The organism is uncultured Clostridium sp., from assembly GCF_947039605.1.
Taxonomy (GTDB): Bacteria; Bacillota; Clostridia; order Clostridiales; family Clostridiaceae; genus Sarcina.
In genome coordinates this window covers 12,209-39,079 of record NZ_CAMQZG010000031.1, presented here as the reverse complement: position 1 = coordinate 39,079, position 26,871 = coordinate 12,209, and the positions used below count along the sequence as shown (strand labels likewise).

27 protein-coding genes and 1 pseudogene are annotated in these 26,871 nt (G+C 30.1%); 16 read left to right on the top strand and 12 right to left on the bottom strand.

Annotated elements, in window-relative coordinates; all coding sequences use genetic code 11:
- Positions 1-397: 397 nt before the first annotated feature.
- From Q0V24_RS11945 to dnaA, 8 genes are all read right to left on the bottom strand, one after another.
- A complete protein-coding gene (locus tag Q0V24_RS11945) occupies positions 398-1,153 on the bottom strand; it encodes an HAD-IIB family hydrolase (protein WP_297521774.1) in 756 nt (251 codons plus the stop codon).
- Between the two features lie 122 nt (positions 1,154-1,275).
- On the bottom strand, positions 1,276-3,837 hold the full coding sequence (gene gyrA, locus Q0V24_RS11940) for a DNA gyrase subunit A (protein WP_297521772.1): 2,562 nt from the start codon (positions 3,835-3,837) through the stop codon (positions 1,276-1,278).
- Between the two features lie 20 nt (positions 3,838-3,857).
- Positions 3,858-5,774: a DNA topoisomerase (ATP-hydrolyzing) subunit B gene (gyrB, locus tag Q0V24_RS11935; protein WP_297521770.1), complete on the bottom strand. Its 1,917-nt coding sequence runs from the start codon at positions 5,772-5,774 to the stop codon at positions 3,858-3,860.
- Between the two features lie 57 nt (positions 5,775-5,831).
- Positions 5,832-6,098, bottom strand: a complete 267-nt coding sequence (gene remB / locus Q0V24_RS11930; RefSeq protein WP_297521768.1) for an extracellular matrix regulator RemB — start codon at positions 6,096-6,098, stop codon at positions 5,832-5,834.
- Positions 6,099-6,112: 14 nt separating this feature from the next.
- The gene (recF, locus tag Q0V24_RS11925; RefSeq protein ID WP_297521766.1) at positions 6,113-7,198 is read right to left on the bottom strand and encodes a DNA replication/repair protein RecF; all 1,086 of its coding nucleotides are present in this window, start codon (positions 7,196-7,198) and stop codon (positions 6,113-6,115) included.
- A gap of 53 nt (positions 7,199-7,251) precedes the next feature.
- Positions 7,252-7,458, bottom strand: coding sequence for a S4 domain-containing protein YaaA (gene yaaA / locus Q0V24_RS11920; RefSeq protein ID WP_297521764.1), 207 nt, complete (start codon positions 7,456-7,458; stop codon positions 7,252-7,254).
- A gap of 72 nt (positions 7,459-7,530) precedes the next feature.
- The gene (gene dnaN / locus Q0V24_RS11915) at positions 7,531-8,631 is read right to left on the bottom strand and encodes a DNA polymerase III subunit beta (RefSeq protein ID WP_297521762.1); all 1,101 of its coding nucleotides are present in this window, start codon (positions 8,629-8,631) and stop codon (positions 7,531-7,533) included.
- 275 nt (positions 8,632-8,906) lie between these two features.
- On the bottom strand, positions 8,907-10,268 hold the full coding sequence (gene dnaA / locus Q0V24_RS11910) for a chromosomal replication initiator protein DnaA (RefSeq protein ID WP_297521760.1): 1,362 nt from the start codon (positions 10,266-10,268) through the stop codon (positions 8,907-8,909).
- 737 nt (positions 10,269-11,005) lie between these two features.
- Between dnaA and rpmH the strand changes: the two genes are divergently transcribed.
- The 8 genes from rpmH to rsmG all read left to right on the top strand — a co-directional run bounded on the left by rpmH (position 11,006) and on the right by rsmG (position 17,616).
- A complete protein-coding gene (gene rpmH, locus Q0V24_RS11905) occupies positions 11,006-11,140 on the top strand; it encodes a 50S ribosomal protein L34 (protein WP_297521758.1) in 135 nt (44 codons plus the stop codon).
- Positions 11,141-11,225: 85 nt separating this feature from the next.
- Entirely contained in the window at positions 11,226-11,615 is a 390-nt protein-coding gene (gene rnpA / locus Q0V24_RS11900; protein WP_297521756.1) for a ribonuclease P protein component, read from the top strand.
- A complete protein-coding gene (yidD, locus tag Q0V24_RS11895) occupies positions 11,578-11,790 on the top strand; it encodes a membrane protein insertion efficiency factor YidD (protein WP_297521754.1) in 213 nt (70 codons plus the stop codon). The genes rnpA and yidD overlap by 38 nt, the downstream gene beginning before the upstream one ends.
- Positions 11,791-11,815: 25 nt before the next feature.
- Positions 11,816-12,571, top strand: a complete 756-nt coding sequence (gene yidC, locus Q0V24_RS11890) for a membrane protein insertase YidC (RefSeq protein ID WP_297521752.1) — start codon at positions 11,816-11,818, stop codon at positions 12,569-12,571.
- Positions 12,572-12,603: 32 nt separating this feature from the next.
- Positions 12,604-13,224: an RNA-binding cell elongation regulator Jag/EloR gene (jag, locus tag Q0V24_RS11885; RefSeq protein ID WP_297521750.1), complete on the top strand. Its 621-nt coding sequence runs from the start codon at positions 12,604-12,606 to the stop codon at positions 13,222-13,224.
- Between the two features lie 206 nt (positions 13,225-13,430).
- A complete protein-coding gene (mnmE, locus tag Q0V24_RS11880; RefSeq protein WP_297521748.1) occupies positions 13,431-14,807 on the top strand; it encodes a tRNA uridine-5-carboxymethylaminomethyl(34) synthesis GTPase MnmE in 1,377 nt (458 codons plus the stop codon).
- Positions 14,808-14,825: 18 nt separating this feature from the next.
- On the top strand, positions 14,826-16,703 hold the full coding sequence (gene mnmG, locus Q0V24_RS11875; protein ID WP_297521746.1) for a tRNA uridine-5-carboxymethylaminomethyl(34) synthesis enzyme MnmG: 1,878 nt from the start codon (positions 14,826-14,828) through the stop codon (positions 16,701-16,703).
- Positions 16,704-16,896: 193 nt separating this feature from the next.
- Positions 16,897-17,616, top strand: a complete 720-nt coding sequence (gene rsmG, locus Q0V24_RS11870; protein ID WP_297521744.1) for a 16S rRNA (guanine(527)-N(7))-methyltransferase RsmG — start codon at positions 16,897-16,899, stop codon at positions 17,614-17,616.
- 110 nt (positions 17,617-17,726) lie between these two features.
- On the opposite strand, the gene Q0V24_RS11865 is transcribed toward rsmG, so the two are convergent.
- Positions 17,727-18,257 (bottom strand): AmiS/UreI family transporter, encoded by a 531-nt coding sequence (locus tag Q0V24_RS11865; RefSeq protein WP_297521742.1) that lies wholly within the window; start codon positions 18,255-18,257, stop codon positions 17,727-17,729.
- A gap of 222 nt (positions 18,258-18,479) precedes the next feature.
- On the opposite strand from Q0V24_RS11865, the pseudogene Q0V24_RS11860 reads away from it, so the two are divergent.
- The 5 genes and pseudogenes from Q0V24_RS11860 to Q0V24_RS11840 form a co-directional block, all read left to right on the top strand.
- Positions 18,480-18,815: pseudogene (locus Q0V24_RS11860) on the top strand (ParB/RepB/Spo0J family partition protein); the annotation flags it as partial.
- Positions 18,816-19,290: 475 nt separating this feature from the next.
- Positions 19,291-19,929 carry a hypothetical protein gene (locus tag Q0V24_RS11855; protein WP_297521740.1) on the top strand — a complete coding sequence of 213 codons (639 nt, stop codon included), beginning with the start codon at positions 19,291-19,293 and terminating at the stop codon, positions 19,927-19,929.
- A gap of 199 nt (positions 19,930-20,128) precedes the next feature.
- A complete protein-coding gene (locus tag Q0V24_RS11850) occupies positions 20,129-20,902 on the top strand; it encodes an AAA family ATPase (protein ID WP_297521738.1) in 774 nt (257 codons plus the stop codon).
- The gene (locus Q0V24_RS11845) at positions 20,902-21,759 is read left to right on the top strand and encodes a ParB/RepB/Spo0J family partition protein (protein WP_297521736.1); all 858 of its coding nucleotides are present in this window, start codon (positions 20,902-20,904) and stop codon (positions 21,757-21,759) included. The genes Q0V24_RS11850 and Q0V24_RS11845 overlap by 1 nt, the downstream gene beginning before the upstream one ends.
- Positions 21,760-21,805: 46 nt before the next feature.
- Complete coding sequence (locus Q0V24_RS11840) at positions 21,806-22,303, top strand: DUF4446 family protein (RefSeq protein ID WP_297521734.1); 498 nt, start codon at positions 21,806-21,808, stop codon at positions 22,301-22,303.
- Between the two features lie 78 nt (positions 22,304-22,381).
- Here Q0V24_RS11840 and ytvI read toward each other — a convergent pair whose 3' ends face one another.
- The 3 genes from ytvI to Q0V24_RS11825 are packed head-to-tail and all read right to left on the bottom strand — an operon-like array spanning position 22,382 to position 25,236.
- On the bottom strand, positions 22,382-23,392 hold the full coding sequence (gene ytvI / locus Q0V24_RS11835) for a sporulation integral membrane protein YtvI (RefSeq protein ID WP_297521776.1): 1,011 nt from the start codon (positions 23,390-23,392) through the stop codon (positions 22,382-22,384).
- 45 nt (positions 23,393-23,437) lie between these two features.
- A complete protein-coding gene (locus tag Q0V24_RS11830) occupies positions 23,438-24,589 on the bottom strand; it encodes an aminotransferase class V-fold PLP-dependent enzyme (RefSeq protein ID WP_297521732.1) in 1,152 nt (383 codons plus the stop codon).
- Between the two features lie 17 nt (positions 24,590-24,606).
- The gene (locus Q0V24_RS11825; protein ID WP_297521730.1) at positions 24,607-25,236 is read right to left on the bottom strand and encodes a LysE family transporter; all 630 of its coding nucleotides are present in this window, start codon (positions 25,234-25,236) and stop codon (positions 24,607-24,609) included.
- A gap of 194 nt (positions 25,237-25,430) precedes the next feature.
- Here Q0V24_RS11825 and Q0V24_RS11820 point away from each other — a divergent pair, with 194 nt between their 5' ends.
- The 3 genes from Q0V24_RS11820 to Q0V24_RS11810 are packed head-to-tail and all read left to right on the top strand — an operon-like array spanning position 25,431 to position 26,819.
- Complete coding sequence (locus Q0V24_RS11820; RefSeq protein ID WP_297521728.1) at positions 25,431-25,676, top strand: DUF3343 domain-containing protein; 246 nt, start codon at positions 25,431-25,433, stop codon at positions 25,674-25,676.
- A gap of 25 nt (positions 25,677-25,701) precedes the next feature.
- The gene (locus Q0V24_RS11815) at positions 25,702-26,622 is read left to right on the top strand and encodes a mechanosensitive ion channel family protein (protein ID WP_297521726.1); all 921 of its coding nucleotides are present in this window, start codon (positions 25,702-25,704) and stop codon (positions 26,620-26,622) included.
- Entirely contained in the window at positions 26,619-26,819 is a 201-nt protein-coding gene (locus Q0V24_RS11810; RefSeq protein WP_297521724.1) for a DUF951 domain-containing protein, read from the top strand. Before Q0V24_RS11815 ends, Q0V24_RS11810 begins: the two co-directional genes overlap by 4 nt.
- Positions 26,820-26,871: the final 52 nt, after the last annotated feature.

The following is a 26,871-nucleotide window of genomic DNA, read 5'->3' as shown; positions in this document are numbered from 1 at the left end:
AAAAAGAATTGCTGGTTTACTTAATTTCTTCTGTTTAATTTTCAAAGACCTTATAAGTTGTTGCGTTAAGCAACTTCTTTATATTATCATTTTATCGTATTCATGTCAACATATTTTTAAAAACTTTTAATTTAAAGTTTTCTGTGTTGTCCTAACGACAAGATTTATTTTATCATTTTAGGTCTATTTCTCAGTATCCATTATATTAAATCCAAATCATTTATTCCTTATTTTCTTTGTTTTTCTTTGTTTTTCTAACTTTTTTATTCTTAGATACGCTTGGTAATGTTTAACTTAATTAAATCTTTAGCCTTCTATATTCCCCTTTAAATATATCCCTATTCTCTATATTTAAAGGGTTTCTATCACTTTATTCATGCCTACTTTCTTATTATTATTATAACTTTTCTATAATATCTAAACACTCTGGAAACTCATCTATAATATAATCAACCATTTCTTTTAAAAATGATTTTGAACTATTAAAAGTAAAACTTACATATTTATTATTTAACATCGTAACATCATTTTCTGAATCACCAACTGTATATATATTCTTATAATCCAACTTCCAACTCTCTTCTAATTCATTTATTGCATTTCCTTTTGAACATCCTGCTGGAACTATATCAATATACTTTGTATTCTTATATGCATTTACATATTCCCCATATCTACTATTTATTTCATCTACTATTATATTTAACATTTCATCAAAATTATTATCATTTAATCTATACCCTACCGCCAAGGCTGAAACTTTTTTATCTTTATATTCTTTTATATTTTCTAACTTTAATGTATTATGTTCACCTTGAACTAAATGGTAGTCATATCCATCATTTATACACACTCCTAAACTTGCTTTATTTGTAAGCTCTAAAATTCCCTCTAAGCACTTATAGTTAATTTCTTCATGCTTTAATACTTTTCTATTTTTATCTGCAATAAGCGCTCCATTCAATAGTATATAGTAGTCAAACCTTACATCTATTTCTTCCTCTGTTTCAATTATCCCATTAAGTCCTCGCCCACTACATGCTATAATCATATTGTTTTCTTTAAACTTCTTTATAGCTTTTGAATTTTTTATATCTCTTTCATCTAAAAAGTATATTGTATGATCTACGTCACTAATTAAAATTTTTCCCATAATTCCCCCATAATTTAACTTTCATAATTTTGTTTTATTAAACCCATTTTTATTGTCGTATAAAAAAAGATCGTATTTATACTTATTTGTATAAATACGATCAAACTATAATATATAGTTATTTATTCTTCTTCAGATTCAGCTCTTTCAATTAGTTCCTCTAAACCATTTTCAGTATTTAAAGTCTCTTGAACTAAATTCTCTTCAACATTTTCAAATTCTACATCTTCAATGCTTTCATCATCTGAAACATTTATTTTTTCACTAGCTGGTATTTTAGCAATTGCAACTATTACTTCATCATTAATAGTTCTCATAAGATTAACACCACTTGTAGCTCTTCCAGTGATTGAAATTTTCTCTACACCAATTCTAATAGCAACACCATTAGTATTAATAAGCATCATTTCATCATCAAATTTACATACTGTAGCACCTGCAACCTTACCTGTTTTTTCAGTTACTTTATATGTTATAAGTCCCATACCACCTCTATTTTGAACTTTATATTCTGATAGTGGTGTTCTTTTTCCTATTCCATTTTCACTTATTATAAGAAGTTTTTCTTCTTCAACTGCAATATCTAAACATACAGCATAATCATCTTTTCTAAGTCTTATAGCTCTAACTCCTGAAGCTGTTCTTCCCATAGGTCTAACATCTTCTTCTTTAAATCTAATTGCATAACCATTTCTAGTTACAACTATCATATTAGCATCACCATGAGTTACTTTAACCTTAAGAAGTTCATCACCATCTCTTAAGCTTATAGCTATTAATCCTGATTTTCTAATATTTTTAAAGTGTGCTATTGGAGTTTTCTTAACTACCCCTTGCTTTGTTGCCATGAATAAAAATCCTTCTGTATCTTGACTATCTTTAATAGTAAGAACTGTCTCTATTCTTTCATCAGCATCTATTTGAATTAAGTTTACAAGATTAAGCCCTTTCGCAGTTCTTCCTGCATCTGGTATCTCATAAGCTCTTAATTTATAAACTTTTCCAAGGTTTGTAAAGAATAATACATCTGAATGTGTTGATGTAACAAATACATGTTCTACAAAGTCATCACCTTTAGTAGTCATTGCTTGTATTCCCTTACCACCTCTATTTTGAGCTGAGTAAGTATCCGCTTGTATTCTCTTAACGTATCCAGAGTGAGTTAATGTTATAACAACATCTTCCTCTTGAATTAAGTCTTCTATATCTATTTCATTCATTTGTTGCTCTATATAACTAAGTCTTGGAGTTGCAAATTTAGCTCTAACAGCTAAAAGCTCCTCTTTAATTACTTCAAGAAGTCTAATTTCACAACCTAAAATTTCATTTAAATAATCAATAAGCTTCATAAGTTCATTATATTCAGCTTCTATCTTATCTCTTTCAAGTCCTGTAAGTCTTCTAAGTCTCATCTCAAGTATAGATGTTGATTGCTTTTCGCTTAAATTGAATTTATCCATAAGCTCAGCTTTCGCTATATCTGATGTTTTAGAATTTCTTATTATGCTAATAACAACATCTATATTATCAAGTGCTATTCTAAGCCCTTCTAATATATGTGCTCTTTCGTTAGCTTTATTCACATCAAAAATAGTTCTTCTTGTTACTACTTCTTTTTGGAACTCAATATAATGAGCTAACATTTGCTTTAAGTTTAAAACTTGAGGCTCATTATTAACTAGTGCTAAGTTGATTATTCCAAATGTATCTTGCATTTTTGTATGCTTATAAAGCATATTTAATACAACATTTGCATTTGCATCTCTCTTAAGCTCAATAACAACTCTCATTCCATCTCTATCAGATTCATCTCTTAAATCTGATATTCCTGTAAGCTTTTTATCTTTAACAAGATTAGCTATACTCTCTACAAGTCTTGCTTTATTTACTTGGTATGGAAGCTCTGTTACGATAATTTTGTTTCTTCCATTCTCTTCTTCAATTTCAGCTTTTGCTCTAACTACAACTTTTCCTCTACCGGTTTCATATGCAGCTCTTATCCCAGATCTACCCATGATTATTCCTGAAGTAGGGAAATCTGGTCCTTTTATATATTGCATAAGTTCAAGTGATGCAAGTTCTGGATTTTCCATTAAAGCAATAGTTCCATCAATTACTTCTGCAAGGTTATGTGGTGGTATATTTGTTGCCATACCAACCGCAATTCCTGAAGAACCATTAACTAAAAGGTTCGGATATCTTGAAGGTAATACTACTGGTTCTTCTTCTTCACCATCAAAGTTTGGAATAAAATCAACAGTATTCTTTTGAATATCTCTAAGCATTTCACTTGCGATCTTAGCCATTTTAGCCTCTGTATATCTCATAGCAGCTGCTGAATCACCATCAACTGATCCAAAGTTACCATGTCCATCAACAAGCATTTCTCTCATTGAGAAATCTTGAGCCATTCTAACTAATGCTTCATAAACTGATGAGTCACCATGTGGGTGATACTTACCTAAAACTTCTCCAACTATTCTTGCACATTTTCTATATCCTTTTTCAGGATATAGATTAAGTTCTTTCATAGCATAAAGTATTCTTCTGTGTACAGGCTTTAAACCATCTCTTACATCTGGTAATGCACGCCCTACTATAACACTCATCGCATAGTCTATATAACATTTTTTCATTTCATTTTTAATATCTATGGGTATAATTTTTCCCTCATTAAAACTCATTTACTTCACCTCGTATTAGACTATACATCTAGATTGCTAACTTTATTAGCATTCTTCTGTATGAATTCTCTTCTTGGTTCAACTTTATCTCCCATAAGAATTGTAAATATTTCATCTGCTGCCATAGCATCTTCAACATTTGCTCTTAATAAAATTCTTTCATCTGGGTTCATTGTTGTATCCCATAATTGAGATGCATTCATCTCTCCTAAACCCTTATATCTTTGAATATTAACAGAACTATCTTTTCCACCAAACTCTATAAGTGTAGCTTCAAGTTCAGCATCTGAATAAACATATACTTCTTTTTTACCTTTTGAAATCTTAAATAAAGGTGGTTGTGCAATACAAACATGTCCGCCCTCTACAAGTTCTCTCATGTATCTATAGAAGAATGTTAATAATAAAGTTCTGATATGAGCACCATCAACATCGGCATCAGTCATTATTATTATTCTATGATATCTAATCTTTTCTATATCAAATTCTGGTCCTATTCCTGCTCCTATAGCAGTTATAAGAGATCTTATTGTTTCTGAACCTAAAATTTTATCAAGTCTTTGTTTTTCAACGTTCATAATCTTACCTCTTAAAGGTAAAATAGCTTGGAAGTGTCTATTTCTTCCTTGCTTAGCTGAACCACCCGCTGAATCTCCCTCAACTATATAAATCTCACTTTCTCTTGGATCTTTTGAAGCACAATCTGCAAGCTTTCCTGGTAATGAACTTCTTTCTAATACTGATTTTCTAGTAAGTTCTCTTGCTTTTCTAGCTGCTTCCCTTGCTCTTGATGCAACAAGTGCTTTTTCTATTATAATTTTACCAATTGCAGGATTTTCTCCTAAGAATTCTGAAATTCCAGGTCCTAATACTGATTCAACGGCACTTCTTACTTCTGTATTTCCAAGTTTTGTTTTAGTTTGCCCTTCAAATTGTGGGTCTGTCATTTTTACAGAAATTACAGCTGTAAGACCTTCTCTTATATCGTCACCAGATAAGTTTTTATCATTTTCTTTTAAATGACCAAACTTTCTTGCATAGTCATTTACAACTCTTGTTAAAGAAGTTTTAAATCCTGCAAGGTGAGTCCCACCCTCTATAGTGTCAATATTATTAGCAAATGTAAAAATATTTTCGTTATATCCATCATGATATTGAAGTGCCACTTCAACTAGGATTTCATCTTTTTCACCCTCAACATAAATTGGCTCATCATGTAATGGCTCTTTATTTCTATTTAAGAAAGAAACAAATGACTTAATTCCACCTTCATAATGGAAATTTTCTATAATAAATTCTTCTTCTCTCTCATCGATTAGCTCTATTTTTATGCCTTTATTTAAAAATGCAAGTTCTCTTAATCTTTGAGATAATATCTCAAAATCATAAGCAGTTTCCTCAAATATATCTACATCCGGTTTGAAGAATACACTTGTTCCTGTGTGCTCTGAAGTACCTATAACATTTAAATCTGTAACAACTTTACCTTTCTGATATGATTGTTGGTATTTTTGTCCATCTCTATTTACTGTTACTATACAATCTTGTGATAGCGCGTTAACTACTGATGCACCAACACCATGCAGTCCCCCTGAAACTTTATAGCCTCCGCCACCAAATTTACCTCCAGCATGCAGAACAGTCATTATAACTTCTACAGTTGGTTTTCCCATTTTAGCATTCATCCCAACTGGCATACCTCTACCGTTATCTGTAACTGTTATAGAATCATCTTTGTGAATACATACTTTAATTGTGTCACAATAACCAGCTAAAGCCTCATCAATACTGTTATCCACTATCTCATAAACTAAGTGGTGTAATCCTCTTGAACTTGTACTTCCTATGTACATTCCAGGTCTTTTTCTTACAGCTTCAAGGCCTTCTAAAACCTGAATCTGACTATCATCATAGTTTTGGTTGTTTTGTTCTAACATATAATTCCTCCTACTACATACACTTCCCCTAAAATATTAAGGCCAAAGCATTAAGATTTAAGGATTTTGATTATAATTTACATCAGTTCTTTTTGTCAGTGTCGCTGATGATATTGGTGATAAATAAACTCTGCTCATTTTATCAACCTCTGCAATAACAAATGACTTTGGTTTTTCCTCTGTTATTCTTTCAACGAATCCATCTTCGTCAGCCATTCTTAAAAACTGAATAGTATCTGAACTATCCATAGCTGACTGTATATCAAATATACCTATAACATCTTTAATGGGAACAACTACATTTTCCCCTAAGTGTAGAAACACAGATATTCCTCCTTCTAAGCATTAATGAATCCATCTTTAACTTTAAAAACTTTCGATTTTTCATCTAAATAGTTAGTTAAATCTTCAATCCCTGTGCATGTTATTATACTTTGAATTTCTCTTATAGACCTTAGTACATATGCTTTTCTATTAAAATCTAATTCAGATAAAACATCATCTAAAAGTAAAACAGGAAACTCACTAGTGAGCTCCTTTATTATTCTTAGCGATGCAAATTTTATAGTTAAAACAGCTGTTCTTTGCTGTCCTTGTGAACCATAAATTTTAGAATCCATATTATTTAAGAGAATTGTAAAATCATCTCTATGAGGACCCACTGAAGTTGTTCTTTTTTCAATGTCCCGTCTTCTTGAAGACTTTAATTGATCAATTAAACTTTGTTCTATATCCTCTAAATTTTTAACAGTAGATACATACTTAAATTCTATAACTTCTTTCCCACTTGTAATATCTCTATGGATATCCTCTGAGTAAAGATTTAATTTTTCCATATACTTTAATCTTGAATTGACTATAAACTTTCCATATTGGGCAAGCTGCATATCATAAATATCCAACATTGAATCATCTATGCTTCTTTGTTTTAACAAACTATTTCTCTCGACAAGAACCTTGTTGTATTGTACAAGGTTATAATAATATTTAGAGTTTAATTGACATAACTCCATATCTATAAACTTTCTTCTAACACCAGGGGATTCCTTAACGATTCGTAAGTCTTCAGGAGAGAACATGACAACATTAAAGGTTCCTACAAGTTCACTTATCTTAGAAACCTTTATTGAATTTATTGATATTGCTTTTTTTCCATCTTTCAATATGTTTATATCTATTCTTTTATCTAATCTATTAGTTCCTACTTCTAATCTTATAAATGATTTATCTTCATCCACACTTATAAGTTCTTTATCTTTATTAGTTCTATGTGACCTAGCAAATGCGCAGTAATAAATGGCCTCAAGTATATTAGTTTTTCCTTGTGCATTATCACCCATAAACACATTTACATTTTGACCTAGTTCTATCGCTAGGTTTTTATAATTTCTATAATTTAATAATTGTAAACTCTTAATATACATAAAAACACCTTTATTAATTATATCATATTATGGATTGTAAGACCTTGATTTTATTAAATTATCTTATAAATTTCTCCTTGGAATTCAACTTCATCTCCAACTCTTAATTTCTTACCTCTTTGTATACAAACTTCACCATTAACTAAAACAACTTCTTCTCTGATATAAAATTTTGCTTCTGAGCCTAAACTAACAGCTCCACACCATTTTAAGAATGAATCTAATTTTATTATTTCTGTTTCTATTTTAACTTTTTCCATATTTTTATTTTACTATAAGCTCATTTCTAGAGCTTATAGTATCCTCCTCTTTTATCTTTATAGTATTTTAAATTATTTAGCCATTCTTACAGGAAGAACTAAATACTCACAATCATCATTATCTTTATTTTTAATAATACAAGGCGCTACGCTGCTTGTTAATTTTATTTGAATTGTTTCTTCTTCCATGCTTTTTAATACATCAATTAAGTATTTTGAATTAAATGCAATTTGTAAATCTTCACCTTGCATTTCTACTGAAACTTCTTCTCTAACTTTCCCTAATTGAGAATTAGATGTAATTACCATATTGTCATTTGAAATATTAAACTTTACTAAGTTTGTATTTCCATCCTTAGCCATAAGAGAAGCTCTTTCAATTCCATTTTGTAGTTCTTGTTTATTTACTTCAACTAAAATTTTATACTCTTTTGGTAATAGTGAACTATAACTTATAAAATCACCTTCTAGCAATCTTGATATTATTCTAGTTTTCCCCATATCGAATAATATATGATTTTTTGTAAATGTAATCTCAACAATTGTATTTGCGTCATCTAATATTTTTGAAACCTCATTAAATGTTTTTCCAGGAATTACTCTAGCAATATTATTTGTATTATCTATGAATTCTCTTCTTAATGCTAATCTATATCCATCAAGTGCTACTAAATTAAGTTTTGAATCACAAACTTCAAAAAGAATTCCTTGAAGGATAGGTCTAGTTTCATCTTGTGCAGTTGCAAAAGATGTTCCTTTTATCATATTTTTTAACAGTCCCTGTGGAATATTGAATGATTTATCCACATCTATTGTTGGCAAACTAGGAAACTCCTCTGAGCTCATATGTACTAAATCAAAAACTGATTTAAGACATTCTATTTTTAATATATTATTTTCTTCTGTGCTTATAGTTACTTCAGCATTAGGAAGTTTTCTAACAATCTCTCCTAATATTTTAGCATCTACAACTATATTACCAGATTCAAGTATATTAGCTTCTATTTTAGTTTCTATACTGACATCTTTATCAGATCCTATAAATGTTATAGTATTGTCTTTGCAATCTATATACATACCTTCTAATATAGGCATAGTTGTTCTACCAGTTATTGCCTTTTGTGCTATAGCTATAGCATCTTGTAATTTACTTTTTTCACATATGAATTTCATAGTAAAATCCTCCTTAAAAATCTAACAAAAAATAAAACTCCAAAAACCCTTAAATATAGATAAATATATATTAAAAAATATATAGTAATAGTAATAGGGGCTGTGGATTATGTGGATAACTTTTTAAAAGCTAGTAATAATGCGGTCTAGAGTGCTAAATTGCCTGTGGATAAGTCTGTGGATAACTACCGAAGTTATCCACAGGTGAAATTGAAATTGTGGATAACTATTTTTGAGAAAAAGTTATCCACAAAAAGTTATCCACAGGCTGTGGATTATTTATGGCCAAATTTGTTAGTAATGTCATTAATTATATTTTGAAGAGCTTCATCCGTTTTATAACTTTCAGAAATTTTTTCATATGCATGTATTACAGTAGTATGATCTCTTCCTCCAAATTCAGCTCCAATTTTAGGTAAAGACATATCTGTTAATTTTCTACTTAAATACATAGCAATTTGTCTAGGATAAGAAATTGCTCTAGTTCGTCTTTGGGATTTTAAATCTTCAATTCTTAAATTAAAGTAATTTGCAACTGATTCTTGTATTGTATCAACAGTAATAATAGCTGTGCCTTTATTTGCAATAATACCTTTAAGAGCCTCAGCAGCTAATTCTACAGAGATTTCTCTATTAGTAAGAGATGCATAAGCAAGTATTCTTATAAGCGCACCTTCAAGTTCTCTTATATTAGATTTTATTTTTGTTGCAACATAAACCATAACATCATTTGATACATTAAGATGCTCTAAATCAGCTTTTTTCTTAAGTATAGCCATTCTAGTTTCAAAATCAGGAGCCTGAATATCAGCAATTAAGCCCCATTCAAATCTTGATCTTAATCTAGCCTCAAGAGTTGGTATCTCTTTTGGAGGTCTATCTGATGATAGGATTATTTGTTTATTAGCCTCATGTAAGGCATTAAATGTATGGAAAAACTCTTCTTGAGTTCTTTCTTTTCCAGCAATAAATTGGACATCATCAATTAGAAGAACATCGATATTTCTATATTTATTTCTGAATTCTTCATTCTTGTCATCTTTTATTGCATTTATAAGTTCATTAGTAAATTTCTCTGAAGATACATACACTACTTGCGCTTTAGGATTTTCTTTTAGTATGTAATGTCCAATAGCATGCATTAAGTGAGTTTTTCCAAGACCTACACCACCATATATAAATAGAGGGTTGTAAGCTTTAGCAGGTGACTCAGCAACAGCTAATGAAGCTGCATGAGCGAATCTATTACTGTTACCGATAACAAAAGAGTTAAAAGTATATTTAGGATTTAATGTTGTAGACATTTCATCACTAATAGCAATAGCACTATCATCTGAATCATCAATTTTTAAAACTTCAGAAGGATCTTCTATTTTTTCTTCTGTTTCACTTTCTAAGCGAAATTCTACATCCATGTTTTTAGAGGTAACTATATTAAGAGCTTGAATAACAAGGTCCTTATAACGTTTATCTAGTATACCACGGGTAAAATCATTTGGAACTGTAAGTCTTAAAACATAATCAGTTAATGATTCTGGTTCACAACATTTAATCCATGTATTAAAACTAATTTCAGTTAGTTCACTTTTTATAATATCAAGAGCTTTTGCCCAAGTATTATTTAGCTGATTTTCCATTTTATATCCTCCGCTATTTAATAATTCTAATAATTGCTTTAATTTCATAGTATAAATCTAATGAAAAAAGTTTTCCACAGTTTATCCACAGGTTTATCCACAATGTGGACAAGTAAATTGTGATTGGAAAAAGTTTTCCACAGATACTTGTGGATAAAGTTGAAAATCAATGTAATAATAATAAGTTTTCCACAGGCTGTGGATAAATTATATCCACAATTTATGAATTATGTAAAGTTACTTAATTAAAGGCTTTATATAATATAAGTATAACCATAAAAAAAGTTATAAACATATTATCCACAGGTTTATCCACAGGTGTGGATAAGTTGTACAACAATCCACAAATTAATAGATTTACCTATACATATTAACATAATTAGACATAGCATAGCAATAAATTATCCACAGAAAAAGCTTGCCTGTGGATAAAGTCAATTGTGGATAAAATTAAAATAGGACAAGATCTACACAAAAAAAGCTTGTCCTGTGGATAAGTAGGTGAAAAACTGTGGAAAACTCAAAAATCGAAAAATTATACGTAGTTTGATTAAAAGAAAAAATATATATGAATATATATGAAATTAAAAACTATTTTACATAAGATACCAAATCATAAAAGGTGTATTTTCTTGACATCTTAGCTATTCAACTATATACTTAAACAGTAAAACTTTAAAAGTGAATACGTATAGTTTTTTACTATAAAAATATTTTGTTGAAGGGGGTGCATTTCAATGTTCATGACATACCAACCTAAAAAGAGACAAAGAAAAAGAGAGCACGGTTTCAGAAAAAGAATGAAAACTAAAGCTGGAAGAAATATCTTAAAAGCTAGAAGACAAAAAGGTAGAAAAAGATTAACAGCATAAGGACCACTATAATGTGGTCTTTTTCTGTAATAAAAACAGAAAAATCTGTAATAAAAGCAGAAAATTAAGGAGTGAAACCTTTTAAATGAGCATAGAAGCATTAAGAAAAAATAGAGAATTTAGACTAGTTTATAGAAGAGGTGAATCTCTTTCTAATAGATTATTAGTCTTATATATATTTAAGAACAGAAAAAATAGAAATGAAAAAAATTCACCTTATAATAAGGTAGGAATCTCCGTTAGTAAAAAAGTTGGAAAGAGTGTAGTTAGAAGTAGAGTTAAAAGACTTATTTTAGAATCTTACAGATTAAACTGTGAAACGCTTAAAGAAGGTCATGATTTTATATTTATAGCTAGAAACCCTATTGCAGGGAAATCTTACAAGGAAGTAGAGAACGCAGCAGTGCATCTACTTAAAAAGGCGGGATTGTACCAAAATGAAAAGGTTATTGATAGCAATAGTAAAGTTTTATAGAAAATATTTATCTCCTATGAAAGGGAGAGCAACATGCATTTATCTGCCTACATGTTCACAGTATGCGATAGATGCTATTAATAAATATGGGGCTTTTAAAGGAAGTTTCATGGCTATTAAGAGAATTCTCAGGTGTCATCCATTCCATAAGGGTGGATATGACCCTGTTAAATAAATAAATTCTAGGAGGGGTACAACGCTTGTATACATTTTTAGCGCCAATTACTAATGTTTTAATTAAAATATTTATGGCTTTCTACAATTTTGTTATTTCTATTGGAATATCAGAAAAAGGAACAGCACTAGTTTTAGCAGTATTTTTAATTACTTTATTAGTTAGGTTATTAATATTACCATTAACTATGAAGCAAATGAAGTCTACTGCAAAAATGCAGGAAGTTCAGCCACTAGTTAAGAAAGTTCAGGAAAAGTACAAAGGAAATCCTGAAAAAGCTAATATGGAAGTTATGAAGATTTATAAAGAGAATAAGGTATCTATGTCAGGTGGTTGTTTGCCGCTTATAATACAAATGCCTATATTATTCGCTTTATATGATGTTTTTAGACAAGTTGGAGAAATGCAACAGTTCCAAGGAACATCATTCTTATGGATAAGCAGTTTAACTGGACATGATCCATATTATATACTTCCTGTACTTTCAGGATTAACAACTTATTTATCATCATACCTAATGCAAAAAGGATCAGGTTCTGGTGAGAATAGCCCAATTCCTATGGGAACAATGAATATTGTTATGGGATTCATGCTTGGATTCATGTCATTGAAATTCCCAGCACTTCTAGTATTCTACTGGATAATTGGTAACGTTATACAAATTGTTCAAACTTACTTATTAATCATCTTACCTAAAAAAAGAAAGATGGCTAAAATGGCAGTTGAAACAGGTGCAATTGATGTTACTCCAAAGAATAACGGGAAGAAAAAGAAAAATTAATTAGTGTAAACTTCAAAGGTTGGTGATAGGATATGAAGACTATCGAATTTACTGGCAAGACAGTTGAGGATGCTTTAGAGAATGCTTTGAGTGAATTGAAAGTTTCTAAGGATAAAGTCGAATATACGATTACTGATGAAGGTAGCAAAGGTTTCTTAGGTTTTTTAGGATCTAAGCCAGCTAAAGTTAGAATTACGATAAAGAAGAATCCTTTAGAAGAATGTGAACTGTTTTTACGGGGAATTCTTTTAAAGATAGGTGTTGAATTAGAAATCCTTGTTAAAGAGGAATCTGATAAAGTTTTTATTGATGTTAAGGGGGAAGAGGTAGGAACTATCATTGGGTATAGAGGTGAAACTTTAGATGCAATACAGTACTTACTAAATATCTTTATCAATAAAGCAAATAAGGGTATCTATAAAAAAGTAATTTTAGATGCAGGTTCATATAGAGTGAAAAGAGAGGAAACTCTCAGAAGATTAGCTCTTAAGACAGCATATAAAGTGAAAAAGTATGGTAGGTCAATGAAATTTGAACCTATGAATCCATATGAAAGAAAGATAATTCATTCAGCACTTCAAGAGGATAATAAAATTACTACTAAGAGTGAGGGGCAAGAGCCTTTTAGAGGAATAGTAGTAAATGTAAGATAAAGAAGCCTTAGGGCTTCTTTTTTTATGTTTAAAATTCTAATTTTATGAAATGATATTAGAATAGGGAATGATTGACTATGACTATAATAGTCCTTTGACTTATTAACTGTACTTAGGTAAAATAAGTATTAGATTTTTAATAGGAATTAAATGTTTTTGTTAGGAAAACTTATATTATATAAAAAAATTATTTGTAGGAGGTTGTAATGAGAGAATTTGATACAATCGCAGCGATTGCTACTGCCCTTGGTGAGGGTGGAATTGCAATTATTAGAGTATCTGGGGATAAATCATTAGAAATTGTGGATAAAGTTTTTAAAGCGGTTAATGGAAAAGAGATGTTTTCTATGAAACCATACACAATGAGATATGGTCATGTTACAGATTCAAACAATGAGGCACTTGATGAAGTTATTGTTAGCTTTATGAAAGGTCCTAGAAGTTTTACTGCTGAGGATACTGTTGAAATTAATTGTCATGGTGGAGTTGTTTCTACTAATGCGGTACTACAAGAAGTTATTAAAGCAGGAGCAAGACTTGCAGACCCAGGAGAATTTACTAAGAGAGCATTCTTAAATGGTAGAATAGACCTTAGCCAAGCAGAAGCTGTTATGGACATAATAACTGCTAAGACAGAGCTTTCTATGAAGTCTGCTATGAGACAAAGTGAAGGTAGACTTTCTACTGAAATTAACAGACTTAGACAGGCAACTTTAGATGTTTTAGCCTTAATTGAGTATGCAGTAGATTTTACTGAGGATGAAGAGGATGTTGACCCAAGTATTAATGTTGATGTTAAAGATGGCGTTGAAAAGTTAATTTCTGAAGTTGATTTTCTTATTAAGAGTGCAGATGAAGGTAAGCTTATAAGAGATGGCCTTAGTGTTGCAATTGTTGGTAAGCCAAACGTTGGTAAATCATCACTTTTAAATGTTCTTTTAAATGAGAAGAGAGCGATTGTTACTGAGGTTGCAGGAACGACAAGAGATGTTATTGAAGAATATATAAATCTTGATGGAATTCCAGTTAGAATAATTGATACAGCAGGAATCAGAGAAACTGAGGATATTGTTGAAAAAATTGGAGTTGAGAAATCTAAAGAAAAAATTGATGAAGCTGATTTAGTAATTTTCATGCTTGATACAAGTAGAGCTTTAGATTCAGAGGATATGGAAATTATCAATCATATTAAGGCTAAGAAGTATCTAGTTTTACTTAATAAGGTTGATTTAGAAAGAAAAATAGATGATGTAGCTATTGCAGATTTATCTAATAAAATAGAGATTTCAGCTAAAGAAGCTATTGGTATCGATGTTTTAAAGGCTAAGATTAAGGATTTATTCTTTAGCGGAAGTATAGATACTGAGAGTTTAATGGTTACTAATACAAGACATAAACAGGCTTTGTATAGAGCATTAGAGAACTTAGAGAATGGACTTGATGGAATTAATAGAAATGAATTCTTAGATTTAGTTTCTATTTATGTTATGTCAGCTTTAAGAGCTTTAGGAGAAATTACTGGGGCAGAAGTGGAAGAAGATTTAGTTACTAAAATCTTTATGGAATTCTGTTGTGGTAAGTAGTTAATGGAGGAGAATATTATGAGTTATAATGCAGGAAATTTTGATGTAGTTGTTATTGGTGCTGGTCATGCTGGTGTTGAAGCAGGACTTGCAGCAGCTAGAATGGGTTGTAAAACACTTTTATGTACACTGAGCCTAGAATCAGTTGCTATGATGCCATGTAACCCTAATATTGGGGGAACAGCTAAAGGGCATATAGTTAGAGAGATAGATGCACTTGGTGGAGAGATGGGTAAGAATATTGATAAGTCTTATATCCAAACTAAGATGCTTAATACATCTAAAGGACCAGCTGTGCACTCACTTAGAGCACAGGCTGATAAAAATTTATATCAACAAGAGATGAAAAGAACTGTTGAGGGTCAAGAAAATCTTCAATTAAGACAAATAGAAGTTGTTGATGTAGATGTTGTTGATGGCGAGGTTAAGGGTGTTTTAACTAGAAATGGTGCTTACTTTACTTGTAAGTCAGTTATTTTAACTAGTGGAACATACTTAAAGAGTAAGATTTATATAGGAGATAATAATTTTAATGAAGGTCCAAATGGTCTTGTACCAGCGAATAGACTTTCAGAGAAACTTTTGAATCTTGGAATAGAACTTAGAAGATTTAAGACAGGTACTCCTTGTAGAGTTAATAAAAGATCTATTGATTTTTCTAAATTAATAGAACAACCAGGAGATTCAGAGGTTTCACCATTCTCATTTTTAAATGAGAAGAACGAGAAGAAACAAATTTCATGTTGGCTTGGATATACTAATGAGAAGACTCAAGCAGTTATAGAAGCAAATATGGATAGATCTCCAATGTATAATGGAACTATTAAAAGTATAGGACCAAGATACTGCCCATCTATCGAAGATAAAATGAAGAGGTTCCCTGATAAGGTTAAACATCAGATATTCTTAGAGCCAGAAGGTTCAGATACTGATGAGATGTATGTTGGTGGAATGTCATCATCACTTCCAGAGGATGTTCAAGTTGAAATGATTAGAACTATGGAAGGGTTTGAAAATGCTGAGATAATGAGAACTGGTTATGCTATAGAATATGATTGTATAGATGCCACAATATTATTACCAAGTCTTGAAATGAAAGAAATCAAAGGTTTCTTTGCAGCAGGGCAAGTTAATGGTAGTTCGGGATATGAGGAAGCAGCTGGGCAAGGACTTGTTGCAGGTATAAATGCATCATTAAGAGTTCAGGAAAAAGAAGCTTTAATTCTTAAAAGATCAGATGCTTATATAGGAGTTCTAATTGATGACCTTGTTACAAAAGGAACTACAGAACCTTATAGAATGATGACTTCAAGAGCAGAATATAGATTATTACTAAGACAAGATAATGCTGATTTGAGACTTACACAAATGGGAAGAGAAGCAGGGCTTGTTGATGATGAGAGATATTCTATATTTGCACAAAGAAAACAAAATATAGAGAATGAAATAGAGAGACTTAAAGAAGTTGCAGTTACTACAAAAAATGAAACTAATGATATAGTTACAAAGCTTGGAAGTACAGAACTTAAAAAACCAATAAGTCTTTATGAACTTATAAAAAGACCAGAACTTGATTATTTCATGGTTGCAGAACTTGATTTAGAAAGACCAGAAATACCAAGAAATATTGGTGACCAAATGAATGTAATGGCTAAATATGAAGGTTACATAAGTAATCAATTAGAGCAAGTTGAAAAGTTTAAAAAACTTGAGAGAAGATTTATACCAGAGGATATGGATTATAGTTTAATTCATAATTTAAGAACAGAAGCTGTACAAAAGCTTACAAAAATTAAGCCTTTAAATATAGGTCAGGCATCAAGAATATCAGGAGTTTCACCATCTGATATTTCAGTTCTTTTAATACAGATAGAACAATTAAGAGGAAAGAAGTAGAACAGGTATAATTTTAGTAAATGGCTATGTTTTTGATAGTCATTTACTATTATTTTTTTGAATAGGAAAAATTCAATCTGTGGAAAAGTTTTTGTAAAACTTATCCACAGGTTTATAAAATAAATATATTTAAAATGTGAGCAAAAAGATTATCTATAGGATAATTTAGAATAAAAATACTGGAGGAAGCAAATTGAAATATTATGATTTAATGAAAGAGGCTTGTGATAGGGTTTCTATGGAATTTAATGAGGATAAGTATAATAAGTTTATGAAATATATGGCTTTATTACAAGAGTGGAATGAAAAAGTAAACTTAACAGCTATAACAGAAGATGAGGCAGTTGTAAAAAAACACTTTATTGATTGTATTAATGCTTTTGATGTAGAAGAATTTAAAAATGCACATTCAATAATAGATGTTGGAACAGGTGCAGGGTTCCCAGGGCTTCCAATAGCTATTATGAGAGATGATGTGAAAGTAACTTTATTAGATGCTTTAAATAAAAGAATAAACTTCTTAAATCTTGTTGTTTCTGAGCTTGGACTTAAAAATGTAACTACAATACATTCAAGAGCAGAAGAAGGTTCAAGAAAAGATGATTTTAGAGAAAATTTTGATATTGCAACATCAAGAGCCGTTGCAAATATGAGTATGCTTTCAGAATTCTGTATGCCTTATGTAAAAATAGGTGGCCATTTTATTCCTCTAAAAGGACCTAGCATAGAAGAAGAAATGGAACAAGGGAAAAATGCTGTAAAGATACTTGGTGGAGAAATCCAAGAGATAAGAGGTGTTAAGGTTGAAGATACAGACCTTAAACATAACCTAGTTATAGTTAAAAAAATTAAATCTTGTGGTAAGAAATACCCAAGAATAATGAAGAATATAAAAAACAGTCCATTAAAGTAACAACTGTTGATAAAAATGTGGATAACTTTTTTATTAGTAGTACTTTTGCACATGAAAATGCACATAAAATTTTACACAAAAAAATGGCTTAGTAAACTAAGCCATTTTTTTTATGACATAATCCAAATATTAGTCATTATTAAGAATCCAGGAATCCAAGCTGTAAGAACTCCTTCAAGGATACTAAGCCATGGTGTAAATTTCTTAAGGTCAATTTTAAGGACAATTTCTATCCAAGCAGTCACCCAAAGAACTCCCCATAACCACCAAATTATAGCCATCATTACATTATAGCGATTTGTACCATCACCCCATTGTAAAATACCAGCTGGAATTGTAGTTATAGTAACATATAAACTATACCAAGCAAAAATTCTACCATCTAAATTGAAAATACCGTTTATTCCTATAAACAAATATGTAAATCCAAATAATAAACCTGTAGCACTAGCATAATAAGGTCCCATAGAATTAGGACTTTGAGCTTGTGCAATAAGAAGACTACCAAAGTTCATTACAATAGACAATCCACCAGTAAATAGGTTCATAATTGCTGTTGATTTAGGATCAATATTAGTTAATCTAGCAACCCCATTAGTTATAAGAACAACCCCAACGTATAAAAGTACTGCACCTAACATTGTGTACACCTCCAATTAATTATTCTGCAAAGTTATTATTTGCAATTATTGCCTTAATTATTTATCTAATAGTATAAATAATATAATAGGAATATAAGATGTATTGATAGTATGTAAAAATAGATAATAAAAACTTAGGGTTGTTGACACAGGAACAGTTATTTATTAACATATTAATATACAAAATATGGAAAAATGAATAGTTGTTAGGAGGGGAAGTTTATGCACAATCAAGTAATTTATATCGAAATTGAAAGCATTAGACCTAATGCTTATCAACCAAGAAAATATTTTAATCAAGAAGCATTAGATGAATTAGCACAATCAATAAAACAATATGGAATTATTCAGCCTATAACAGTAAGAAGACTTGAAAATATATTTGAAATAGTAGCTAGTGAGAGAAGATGGAGAGCATCAAAACTAGCAGGACTTAAAAAAGTTCCTTGTGCAATTGTTGATATAACAAATACTGAATCTGTAGAAATAGCTCTTTTAGAAAATCTACAAAGAGAAGATTTAAATTTTATAGAAGAGGCACAAGCTTATTATAATTTAACTAAAATTTGAGAGAATTCTCCCATCTCTACAGGTGGTGAGATGAATCGATGTAGCTTTAGCTAAACGTAAATAATTCCCATGTATTAATAATTCAAGCTTGGATATAATATAATTATAGGTTTCCAAAAGCAAGTCTTAAGCTTGCAGTACCGTAGGAAATACGGAAAGGGTTCTCCTAAAAAAACCCATAGCGTTGGAAACTGATAGTCTGTAAAATAATTACCTATATGGTTAGACAGGATTATACGAAGCCCCGACTTCAAGTCTTTAGGCTAAGTGGTGGGTATTTCACAATACCCGCAAAGTATGTTTCAAAGGACTGTGGTGATTCGGTTGAAATAACAGTTACAATATCTAAAAATAAAAAATAGTGTAATAATTAATTAATCATATTTTTCACAAGATATGTTAAACTGAAATAAGCATCTTATCAAAAATAAGATGCTTATTTTAGTTTAGGAGAGTATAACAAATGAAGATAAAATCACTCGTAATAAGTATTGCAGCAATTGTATCAGTTGTAATAGCAACTGAAGTGATATATCATGTGTCTACTGCGATAAAAACAAAGTATGAGATAGAACATCAAGTTCAAAAAACACCTGAACAAGTTTTAAATCAGCAAGAGGAAAATTTAACACCAAAGCAGGAGGAGATAGCTAGATATAAATCACAATTATTATTTTTAATTTCTGATTATTCTAAGATATCTAATGATGATCAAAATATTTTAAACATCATGAAACAACTTTTAAGTGCTAAGGTATCTGGAAATGTTAAAGTTGAATCTGCAAAAGTACAAGAAGCTAAAACACAGATTGATGAGTATTGGAAAACTAACAATCATTTTTCAACTAAATCAGGTTTAAAGATAAGTACAGCTTTTACAAGTTATTTAAACACTTTAAATGAATATTTAGATAATGGAATAAAAACTGGTGAATTAAATGCAGGGGAACTTCCAAAGTTTGCTGCAAGTAATATGGATGAGATAAATAATTCAATAAATAATGTCAAAGTACAATTAATGGGACTTGGAGCAAGTTTAGATTTGAGTTCACCAACTCATTTTACAATTCAAAATTCAGGGGATTATCAAGAACAAACATAAAAATGTTCCACGTGGAACATTTTTTGAAAAGAGTTTTTGAAATTCAAAATGTTCTACGTAGAACATTTTAAGAGAACTAATAAAATATTATGTTAATGTAAGAATATTATACTTTTATTATAATATGTAAAAATATATAATATTTATTAGAGAAAGGAGGTGAGATTCTCGGAGTGAGAGATCATTTTGAGATAGAATTATGAAAACTATAAGTATTTTTAATCAAAAAGGTGGAGTAGGTAAAACTACTACAAATATCAATATTTGCGCTTATTTAGCAACTTTAGGTTACAAAATTTTAGCTATTGATATAGATCCACAAGGGAATACAACAAGCGGACTTGGTGTAGATAAAAGAAAAATAACTAAATCAATGTACGATGTTTTATGTGGAAGAATGTGTTTAGAAGATATAATAATTCAAAGTCAGCTAGTAGAGAATCTTTATATAGCTCCGGCAAACATGGATTTAGCAGGTGCAGAAATAGAAGTAATGGCTAGAGATGAGAGAGAGTTCATATTACATAAAGAACTTGGGGATTTAGAGGATAAATTTGATTTTGTCTTTATAGATTGTCCTCCATCACTTGGTATGCTTACTATAAATTCTTTAGTTGCATCACAGTCAGTATTAATACCAATACAGGCTGAGTATTATGCACTTGAAGGAGTAGCACAGCTTGTTAATACAGTTAACCTAGTTAAAAAATCTTTAAATAAGAATTTAGAGGTAGAGGGTGCTGTTATGACAATGTATGATAGTAGAACAAATTTAAGCAATGAAGTTTATAAAGAGGTCAAGGGATACTTTGCGGACAAGCTTTATGAAGCTACTATTCCAAGGAATATTAGACTTGCTGAAGCACCAAGTTTTGGGTTGCCTATCGTTTTATATGATGATAAATGTAGAGGGGCACAAGCTTATGAGAATCTTACAAATGAGTTCTTGAAAAGACAGGGAGTTGAATTATAGTGGTGAAAAAATTTGGATTAGGGAAAGGGTTAGAAGCTTTAATTCCCATAGCTAGCAAAGAGGGGCTAGAGAAAAATGAGGGTGTTAAAAAGGTTGATATAAAGCTTGTTAAAGCAAATAGTGATCAACCAAGAAAGTTTTTTGATGATTCAAAGATAGCAGAATTATCTTTATCTATAAAAGAACATGGAATTATACAACCATTAATAGTAAGAAAGTCAGTTAAAGATAGATTTCAAATTATTGCTGGTGAGAGAAGATGGAGAGCAGCAAAACTTGCAGGGCTTGAGGAAGTTCCTGTAATAATAGCAGAATTTACTGAAGATGTAGCGCTTCAAGTTGCACTAATAGAAAATATACAAAGAGAAGATTTAAATGCTATCGAAGAAGCTCTAGCCTATAGAGAACTTAAAGAAAAGCATAAATTAACACAAGAAGTTTTAGCTAGTAAGCTTGGAAAATCAAGAACATCAATAGCTAATGTTATGAGATTATTAAAGCTTGATAAAAGAGTTCAAGACTATATAATAGAAGGTGTAATATCAGAAGGTCATGGAAAAGTTCTTTTAGCTTTAGAGGGGGAGGAACAATATAAAGTAGCGCAAAAAATTATAGATGATGAGTTATCTGTAAGAGATGTGGAAAACTTTATAAAATTCTTAGAGTCTAAAAATAATGAAGAAAAAGAAAAGGAGCCTAAAAAAATAAATCCATACTATAAGGATATAAAAGATAGGCTTCAAGATTATTTTGGAACAAAGGTGAACATAAATTCTACTAAGAATAAAGGTAAAATAGAAATTGAGTATTATTCTGAAGAGGATTTGCAAAGAATATTAGACATAATTAACTTATAATAAATGTTCCACGTGGAACATTTATAACAGAAAGGAAGAAATAACAGTGAACAATATTATAAACCTAATCAATCAAAATAGTGCATATATAATGATTGCTATAGCTGGATTTGCTATATTTGAACTTATTCTTATAATTATATTATTTGCTAAAATTGGTGGAGTAAAAAACAAATTTAAAAAGATGATGAGAGGAGTTAATAACAAAAACCTTGAAGGTATGTTAGAAGACTACTTAAAGAAAGTTGAAACTATAGAACTAAATTCAGCAGATGCTGTTGCTAAGTTTAATAGATTAGATGAAAATCTTAAAAACTGTGTTCAAAAAGTTGCTATGGTTAGATACAAAGCATTTGAGGATGTAGGAAGTGATTTGAGTTTTTCAATTGCTTTTTTAGATGAGAAAAATGATGGAGTTGTATTAACAGGAATCTATGGAAGAATGGAAAGTACAACATATGCAAAACCAATAGATAAAGGTATTTCAAGATATGATTTATCTGAAGAAGAACTTCAAGCTTTAAGTGAAGCTATGAATAAGTAATAAAGTAAAATCCCTAGAGAAATTTCTCTAGGGATTTTTTTATTTAAATTGTTCCACGTGGAACAATTTAAATAAAAGTTAAGCTAATAAGTTTGTTTTTAAGAAGAGTTTATAACCAACTACAAAGAATAAACAAAATACAATTCCAAGAAAACCATTAAGTTGCATACCTACAAAAATAGCAATTATAGATTCGATAGGTGTTATTCCAAGTGATGATGACATTAATTTATTTTCTAAGATTTGTCGTATAATACATAATGCTAAAAATGAAAGTAGCAAAAGTATAGCAAGTAGAGTCTTACCTTTTAAAAAGTAAAAAATTATTAAAGGAATATATATAATTGCCATACCAAGCAGTGGAAGAATATCAAGTAAACCTGCAAGGAGTGCAAGTGTGAGTGCATAATTTATTTTAAATGTTGAAAATATTAAAAAACTAATAGTTGTTGAAATAAACATTAGAAAGAAATATGAGATAGAATAATCAGAAATAAGTTTCTTTATACTTTCTAAAATATTTATAGTAGGGGAGTGTTTTTTTAGCTTACTAGTTAGTATATTATTTTTTTGCACAAAACTTTTAGTAAATAAATAAGTTGCTATTATTGTAAAAAACGTTGTGCTTATTATAAATGGAATATAGCTAAGAAATTTTATAAGATACTGCAAAATAGCACTTGCAGCTTCAAAAATACTACTAATTAATGTACTTATATGATTAGTTATAATCTCTGAATCAATAGATATTTTATATAAAGTAAGTTTCTCTTCTAAGTTGTTTAGGAAAATATTTATTTCAGATGAGTATGATGAGATTATTTTTTTAAGGTCGGTTGTTATATCAATAGTTTCAAGTGTTAAAGATAAGGTTAGAAGTGAAATTATTGCAATTATTGATATAAAAAATATTATAGTAGTTAGTAAAGAAGCTAGCCACCCCTTTAGTTTAAACTTTTTTGAAATATACTTAGTTGGTCTTTTAAGCATAAAAGCAAAAAGTATTGCAAAAACAAAAGGGGCAGTGAATTTTAATGTACCAAAGAAAATTACAAATACTAAGGTATAACATATAAAAAATATGCCCATGTTTTCTAATTTCTTTAAATATAGATACATTATCTTCTCCTAATATTAAATTTTAAATTTTAAAGCTTGAATTAAAAAGTCTATATCCTCTTTTGTATTAAAATAACCAGGACTGATTCTAACCCCACCGCATCGGAAAGACCCAAGAGTTTTATGTGCAAGTGGTGCACAGTGTATACCAGTTCTAGTAACAATTCCTTTTTCAAAGTCTAAATAAAAACCAAGTTCAGATGAATCTAAACCTTCGATGTTAAAGAGAATAGTAGAAGTTCTTTTTGTAGCATCCATAGAACCATAGATAATTATGTTATCAAGTTTTGAAAGTTCTAATAAAGCATACTGACAAAGTTTTTCTTCTTTATCTCGTATTTTTTCAATTCCCTCTTCTTTTATAAAGTTTATGCCTGTATGAAGCCCAATTATACCTGGAGTATTTAAAGTTCCATACTCAAACTTATCAGGAAGTTCTCTAGGATGGTCAAGAGAATATGAAGAACTTCCTGTTCCACCTACAAATACAGTATCCATTACTTCGTTAATTTTATCATCTATTATAAAACCACCAATTCCCTGAGGGCCAAATAAAGATTTATGTCCTGTAAAAGCAAGAGCATTTATATTAGATGCTTTCATATCTATTGGAATTACACCCGCAGTTTGTGCTGTATCAACAACGAAAAATATTCCATTATCCATACAAAGTTTACCTATAGAAGTTATGTCTTGAATAGAACCTGTAAGGTTAGATGCGTGTGACATAACAAGAAGTTTAGTATTAGGTTTTATAAGTTTTTCTATAGTAGAAATATTTATAAAACCTTCTGCATTAGCCTGTGCATAATCCACTTTAATACCAATAGTAGATTTAAGTTTCTCTAATGGTCTTAAAACTGAATTATGATCCATTGATGTTGTTATTACATGCCAATCTTTTTTTACTAAGCTATTTAAAATTGTATTAAGAGAAGTTGTTATGTTATTTGTAAAAATTACATTTTCAACTTTATCAAAATTAAAAAAGCCCGCAATAGTTTCTCTGCAATCATATAGCGCTCTATTTCCAGCAAGTGCAATTGAAGAAGAACCACGTGATGGATTACCACCAAAGTTAGTCATATAGTTCATCATATTATCAATTACACATTGAGGTTTAGGGAAGCTAGTTGCAGCATTATCTAAATAAATAGATTTATCCATAAATTAAAAACCTCACATTATTCTAAAATTTTAAATAATCCAAAGAATACAAAACCAATTGAAAGTAGATATAAGACCCAGTAAATTACACTAGAAGCATTAGCTGTAACATTTTCGCCAGCAATTTTCTTTAGTCCTCTTGATGCTAGTAAGTTAAGCATAATAAACCAAAGAATAGTTGTAATTAGCATAGAACTCAATGCAGCAAAATAGAACTTAGGACCATTTGAAATCCAAACGCTCATGATAGTACCACTAAGCGCAATCCATACAGATGGAGTAGATGGGTTTAAAAAGGTTATTAAAAATCCATTTATCCAACCAGGAACCTTACCTTTATTAACTTTTGATTTTTGATTTTCTGAATTTGTTTTTGAAAGTCTATTAAATATAAAAAGTATGCATCCAGATACAACCCAAAACATACCTTCTACATTGTTATTTAAATCTAGTATTTTATCGAGTCCAAAATGTATAAGGAAAATGTATAAATAATCCGCTAAAATAGCTCCAATAGATATTTGAAATCCACCCCAAAAGCCTTTATCGATAGCTCTTTTGACAGATTCCATTCCAGCAGGACCGAGTGGTATTGATGCACCAAGTCCTGTTAAAGAGCCTATAGCTATTGCCTTTAAAATAAACATAAGAACCTCTTTTCATTTGTATTTATCTAGTCTAAAAGTACACTTATTAATATAGGATAATATTATCATAGTTAAGAATAATATTCATATATATTTCATTTTATATGGTTTTAAGGCATATAGTATATTTAAATATTATAATAGTTAAGATATACTAATTACTGTAGTAAAAAGATTAAGAGGAGAGGTAATTTATGAAATTATACATTATGGTATTTAATAATACACACGAAGCTATGGCAGCAGAAAAAGTAATGGAGAAAGAGGCAGTAAAAGTTATGGTAATGCCAACTCCAACATACATTACAAAAAGCTGTGGAATAAGTTTGAAGTTTGATGAAGAGAGCATAGATGTGATTGATAAACTTATAAAAGACGAAGCAATTAAATTTAAGAATATATATTTCAGAGATGCAGAAGGTTTTAAAGTATATAAATAAAAAATAAGGTTAAAGGGGAGGGTGTATGCCGTCAGCGAAAGTTCCAGTTAAAGAGGTGAAAGATTCTATTATACAAATTTTGGGGATTCCAATAAACATGAATATCATAAATGATATTATTTTTAAGCTAATAATGATAATTATAGTTCTTGTTGCTATGGTTTTTATTATTAAAATTGGAAACAAGGTAATAGGAAAAGTAATAGAAAAACAAATAGATAAAAATAATAAATTTAGTATCAATATAGGTGAGAGAAAAGCAAACACTTTAGGTACTCTATTAAAGAGTATATTAAAATACTTTACATATATTATGGGGATTATATCAATTGCAGGAATAATAGTAGGTGGGACTATCTCACTTGCGTTTGCATCTGTTGGGGGTGTAGCACTTGGTTTAGGTGCTCAAAGTTTTGTTAAAGATATTATAAATGGAGTATTTATACTTTTTGAAAATCAATATAATGTTGGTGACTATATAACAATTGATAGATATACAGGAATAGTTGAAAGTATAGAAATTAGAAGTACAACTATTAGAGAATTCTCAGGTTCTTACCATATAATTCCTAATGGAATCATAAATGTAGTAACAAATCATTCTATGGGTAATATGCAAATAAAGGTTGAGGTTGAAATTGCATATGAGGCAAGCATAGATAAAGCAAAGGCTATCATAGAAGAGGTCTGTGAGAGTTTTGAAAGGTATAGTGAGGATGTAACTAAAAGACCGGTTGTAGTTGGCGTAACAGCTCTTGGGGCATCTGGGATGACTATAAAGGTGCTTGGAGAAGTTAAGGCAATGAATCAATGGAAGCTAGAAGCAAAACTTAGAGAACTTATTAAAGAAGCGCTTGATGGTGCTGATATTGAAATACCGTATAATAAGTTACAAATTTTAAATGTAAATAAGGTTGAAAGCAAGGAGGAAGTTGGAGTTAAATGATAGATAAGTTTGATTTAGGTGATATAGTAAAAATGAAAAAAGTACATCCTTGTGGGACTGATTTATGGGAAGTTATAAGAATGGGTGCAGACATAAAAATAAAGTGTACAGGGTGTGCTAGGATTGTGATGATACCAAGAGTTAAGTTCCAAAAAGCAGCTAAAAAAGTAGTGAGAAGTATAGGTCAAGAAGTTTAAATTGGAAACACATTTTAAATTTTACAAATTAGCAAATAAATAAACTTGCTTA

Excerpts from the sequence above, each read along its gene's own strand:
- yaaA (WP_297521764.1), bottom strand. The coding sequence starts at position 7,458 with ATGGAAAAAGTTAAAATAGAAACAGAAATAATAAAATTAGATTCATTC.
- yidD (WP_297521754.1), top strand. The coding sequence starts at position 11,578 with ATGAAAAGGTTATTGATAGCAATAGTAAAGTTTTATAGAAAATATTTA.
- gyrB (WP_297521770.1), bottom strand. The coding sequence starts at position 5,774 with ATGTTAGAACAAAACAACCAAAACTATGATGATAGTCAGATTCAGGTT.
- Q0V24_RS11855 (WP_297521740.1), top strand. The coding sequence starts at position 19,291 with ATGAAGATAAAATCACTCGTAATAAGTATTGCAGCAATTGTATCAGTT.
- Q0V24_RS11850 (WP_297521738.1), top strand. The coding sequence starts at position 20,129 with ATGAAAACTATAAGTATTTTTAATCAAAAAGGTGGAGTAGGTAAAACT.
- Q0V24_RS11810 (WP_297521724.1), top strand. The coding sequence starts at position 26,619 with ATGATAGATAAGTTTGATTTAGGTGATATAGTAAAAATGAAAAAAGTA.
- jag (WP_297521750.1), top strand. The coding sequence starts at position 12,604 with ATGAAGACTATCGAATTTACTGGCAAGACAGTTGAGGATGCTTTAGAG.
- Q0V24_RS11945 (WP_297521774.1), bottom strand. The coding sequence starts at position 1,153 with ATGGGAAAAATTTTAATTAGTGACGTAGATCATACAATATACTTTTTA.
- Q0V24_RS11815 (WP_297521726.1), top strand. The coding sequence starts at position 25,702 with ATGCCGTCAGCGAAAGTTCCAGTTAAAGAGGTGAAAGATTCTATTATA.
- rnpA (WP_297521756.1), top strand. The coding sequence starts at position 11,226 with ATGAGCATAGAAGCATTAAGAAAAAATAGAGAATTTAGACTAGTTTAT.
- dnaA (WP_297521760.1), bottom strand. The coding sequence starts at position 10,268 with ATGGAAAATCAGCTAAATAATACTTGGGCAAAAGCTCTTGATATTATA.
- Q0V24_RS11830 (WP_297521732.1), bottom strand. The coding sequence starts at position 24,589 with ATGGATAAATCTATTTATTTAGATAATGCTGCAACTAGCTTCCCTAAA.
- mnmE (WP_297521748.1), top strand. The coding sequence starts at position 13,431 with ATGAGAGAATTTGATACAATCGCAGCGATTGCTACTGCCCTTGGTGAG.
- mnmG (WP_297521746.1), top strand. The coding sequence starts at position 14,826 with ATGAGTTATAATGCAGGAAATTTTGATGTAGTTGTTATTGGTGCTGGT.
- Q0V24_RS11865 (WP_297521742.1), bottom strand. The coding sequence starts at position 18,257 with ATGTTAGGTGCAGTACTTTTATACGTTGGGGTTGTTCTTATAACTAAT.
- rpmH (WP_297521758.1), top strand. The coding sequence starts at position 11,006 with ATGTTCATGACATACCAACCTAAAAAGAGACAAAGAAAAAGAGAGCAC.
- recF (WP_297521766.1), bottom strand. The coding sequence starts at position 7,198 with ATGTATATTAAGAGTTTACAATTATTAAATTATAGAAATTATAAAAAC.
- gyrA (WP_297521772.1), bottom strand. The coding sequence starts at position 3,837 with ATGAGTTTTAATGAGGGAAAAATTATACCCATAGATATTAAAAATGAA.
- Q0V24_RS11820 (WP_297521728.1), top strand. The coding sequence starts at position 25,431 with ATGAAATTATACATTATGGTATTTAATAATACACACGAAGCTATGGCA.
- ytvI (WP_297521776.1), bottom strand. The coding sequence starts at position 23,392 with ATGGGCATATTTTTTATATGTTATACCTTAGTATTTGTAATTTTCTTT.
- dnaN (WP_297521762.1), bottom strand. The coding sequence starts at position 8,631 with ATGAAATTCATATGTGAAAAAAGTAAATTACAAGATGCTATAGCTATA.
- Q0V24_RS11825 (WP_297521730.1), bottom strand. The coding sequence starts at position 25,236 with ATGTTTATTTTAAAGGCAATAGCTATAGGCTCTTTAACAGGACTTGGT.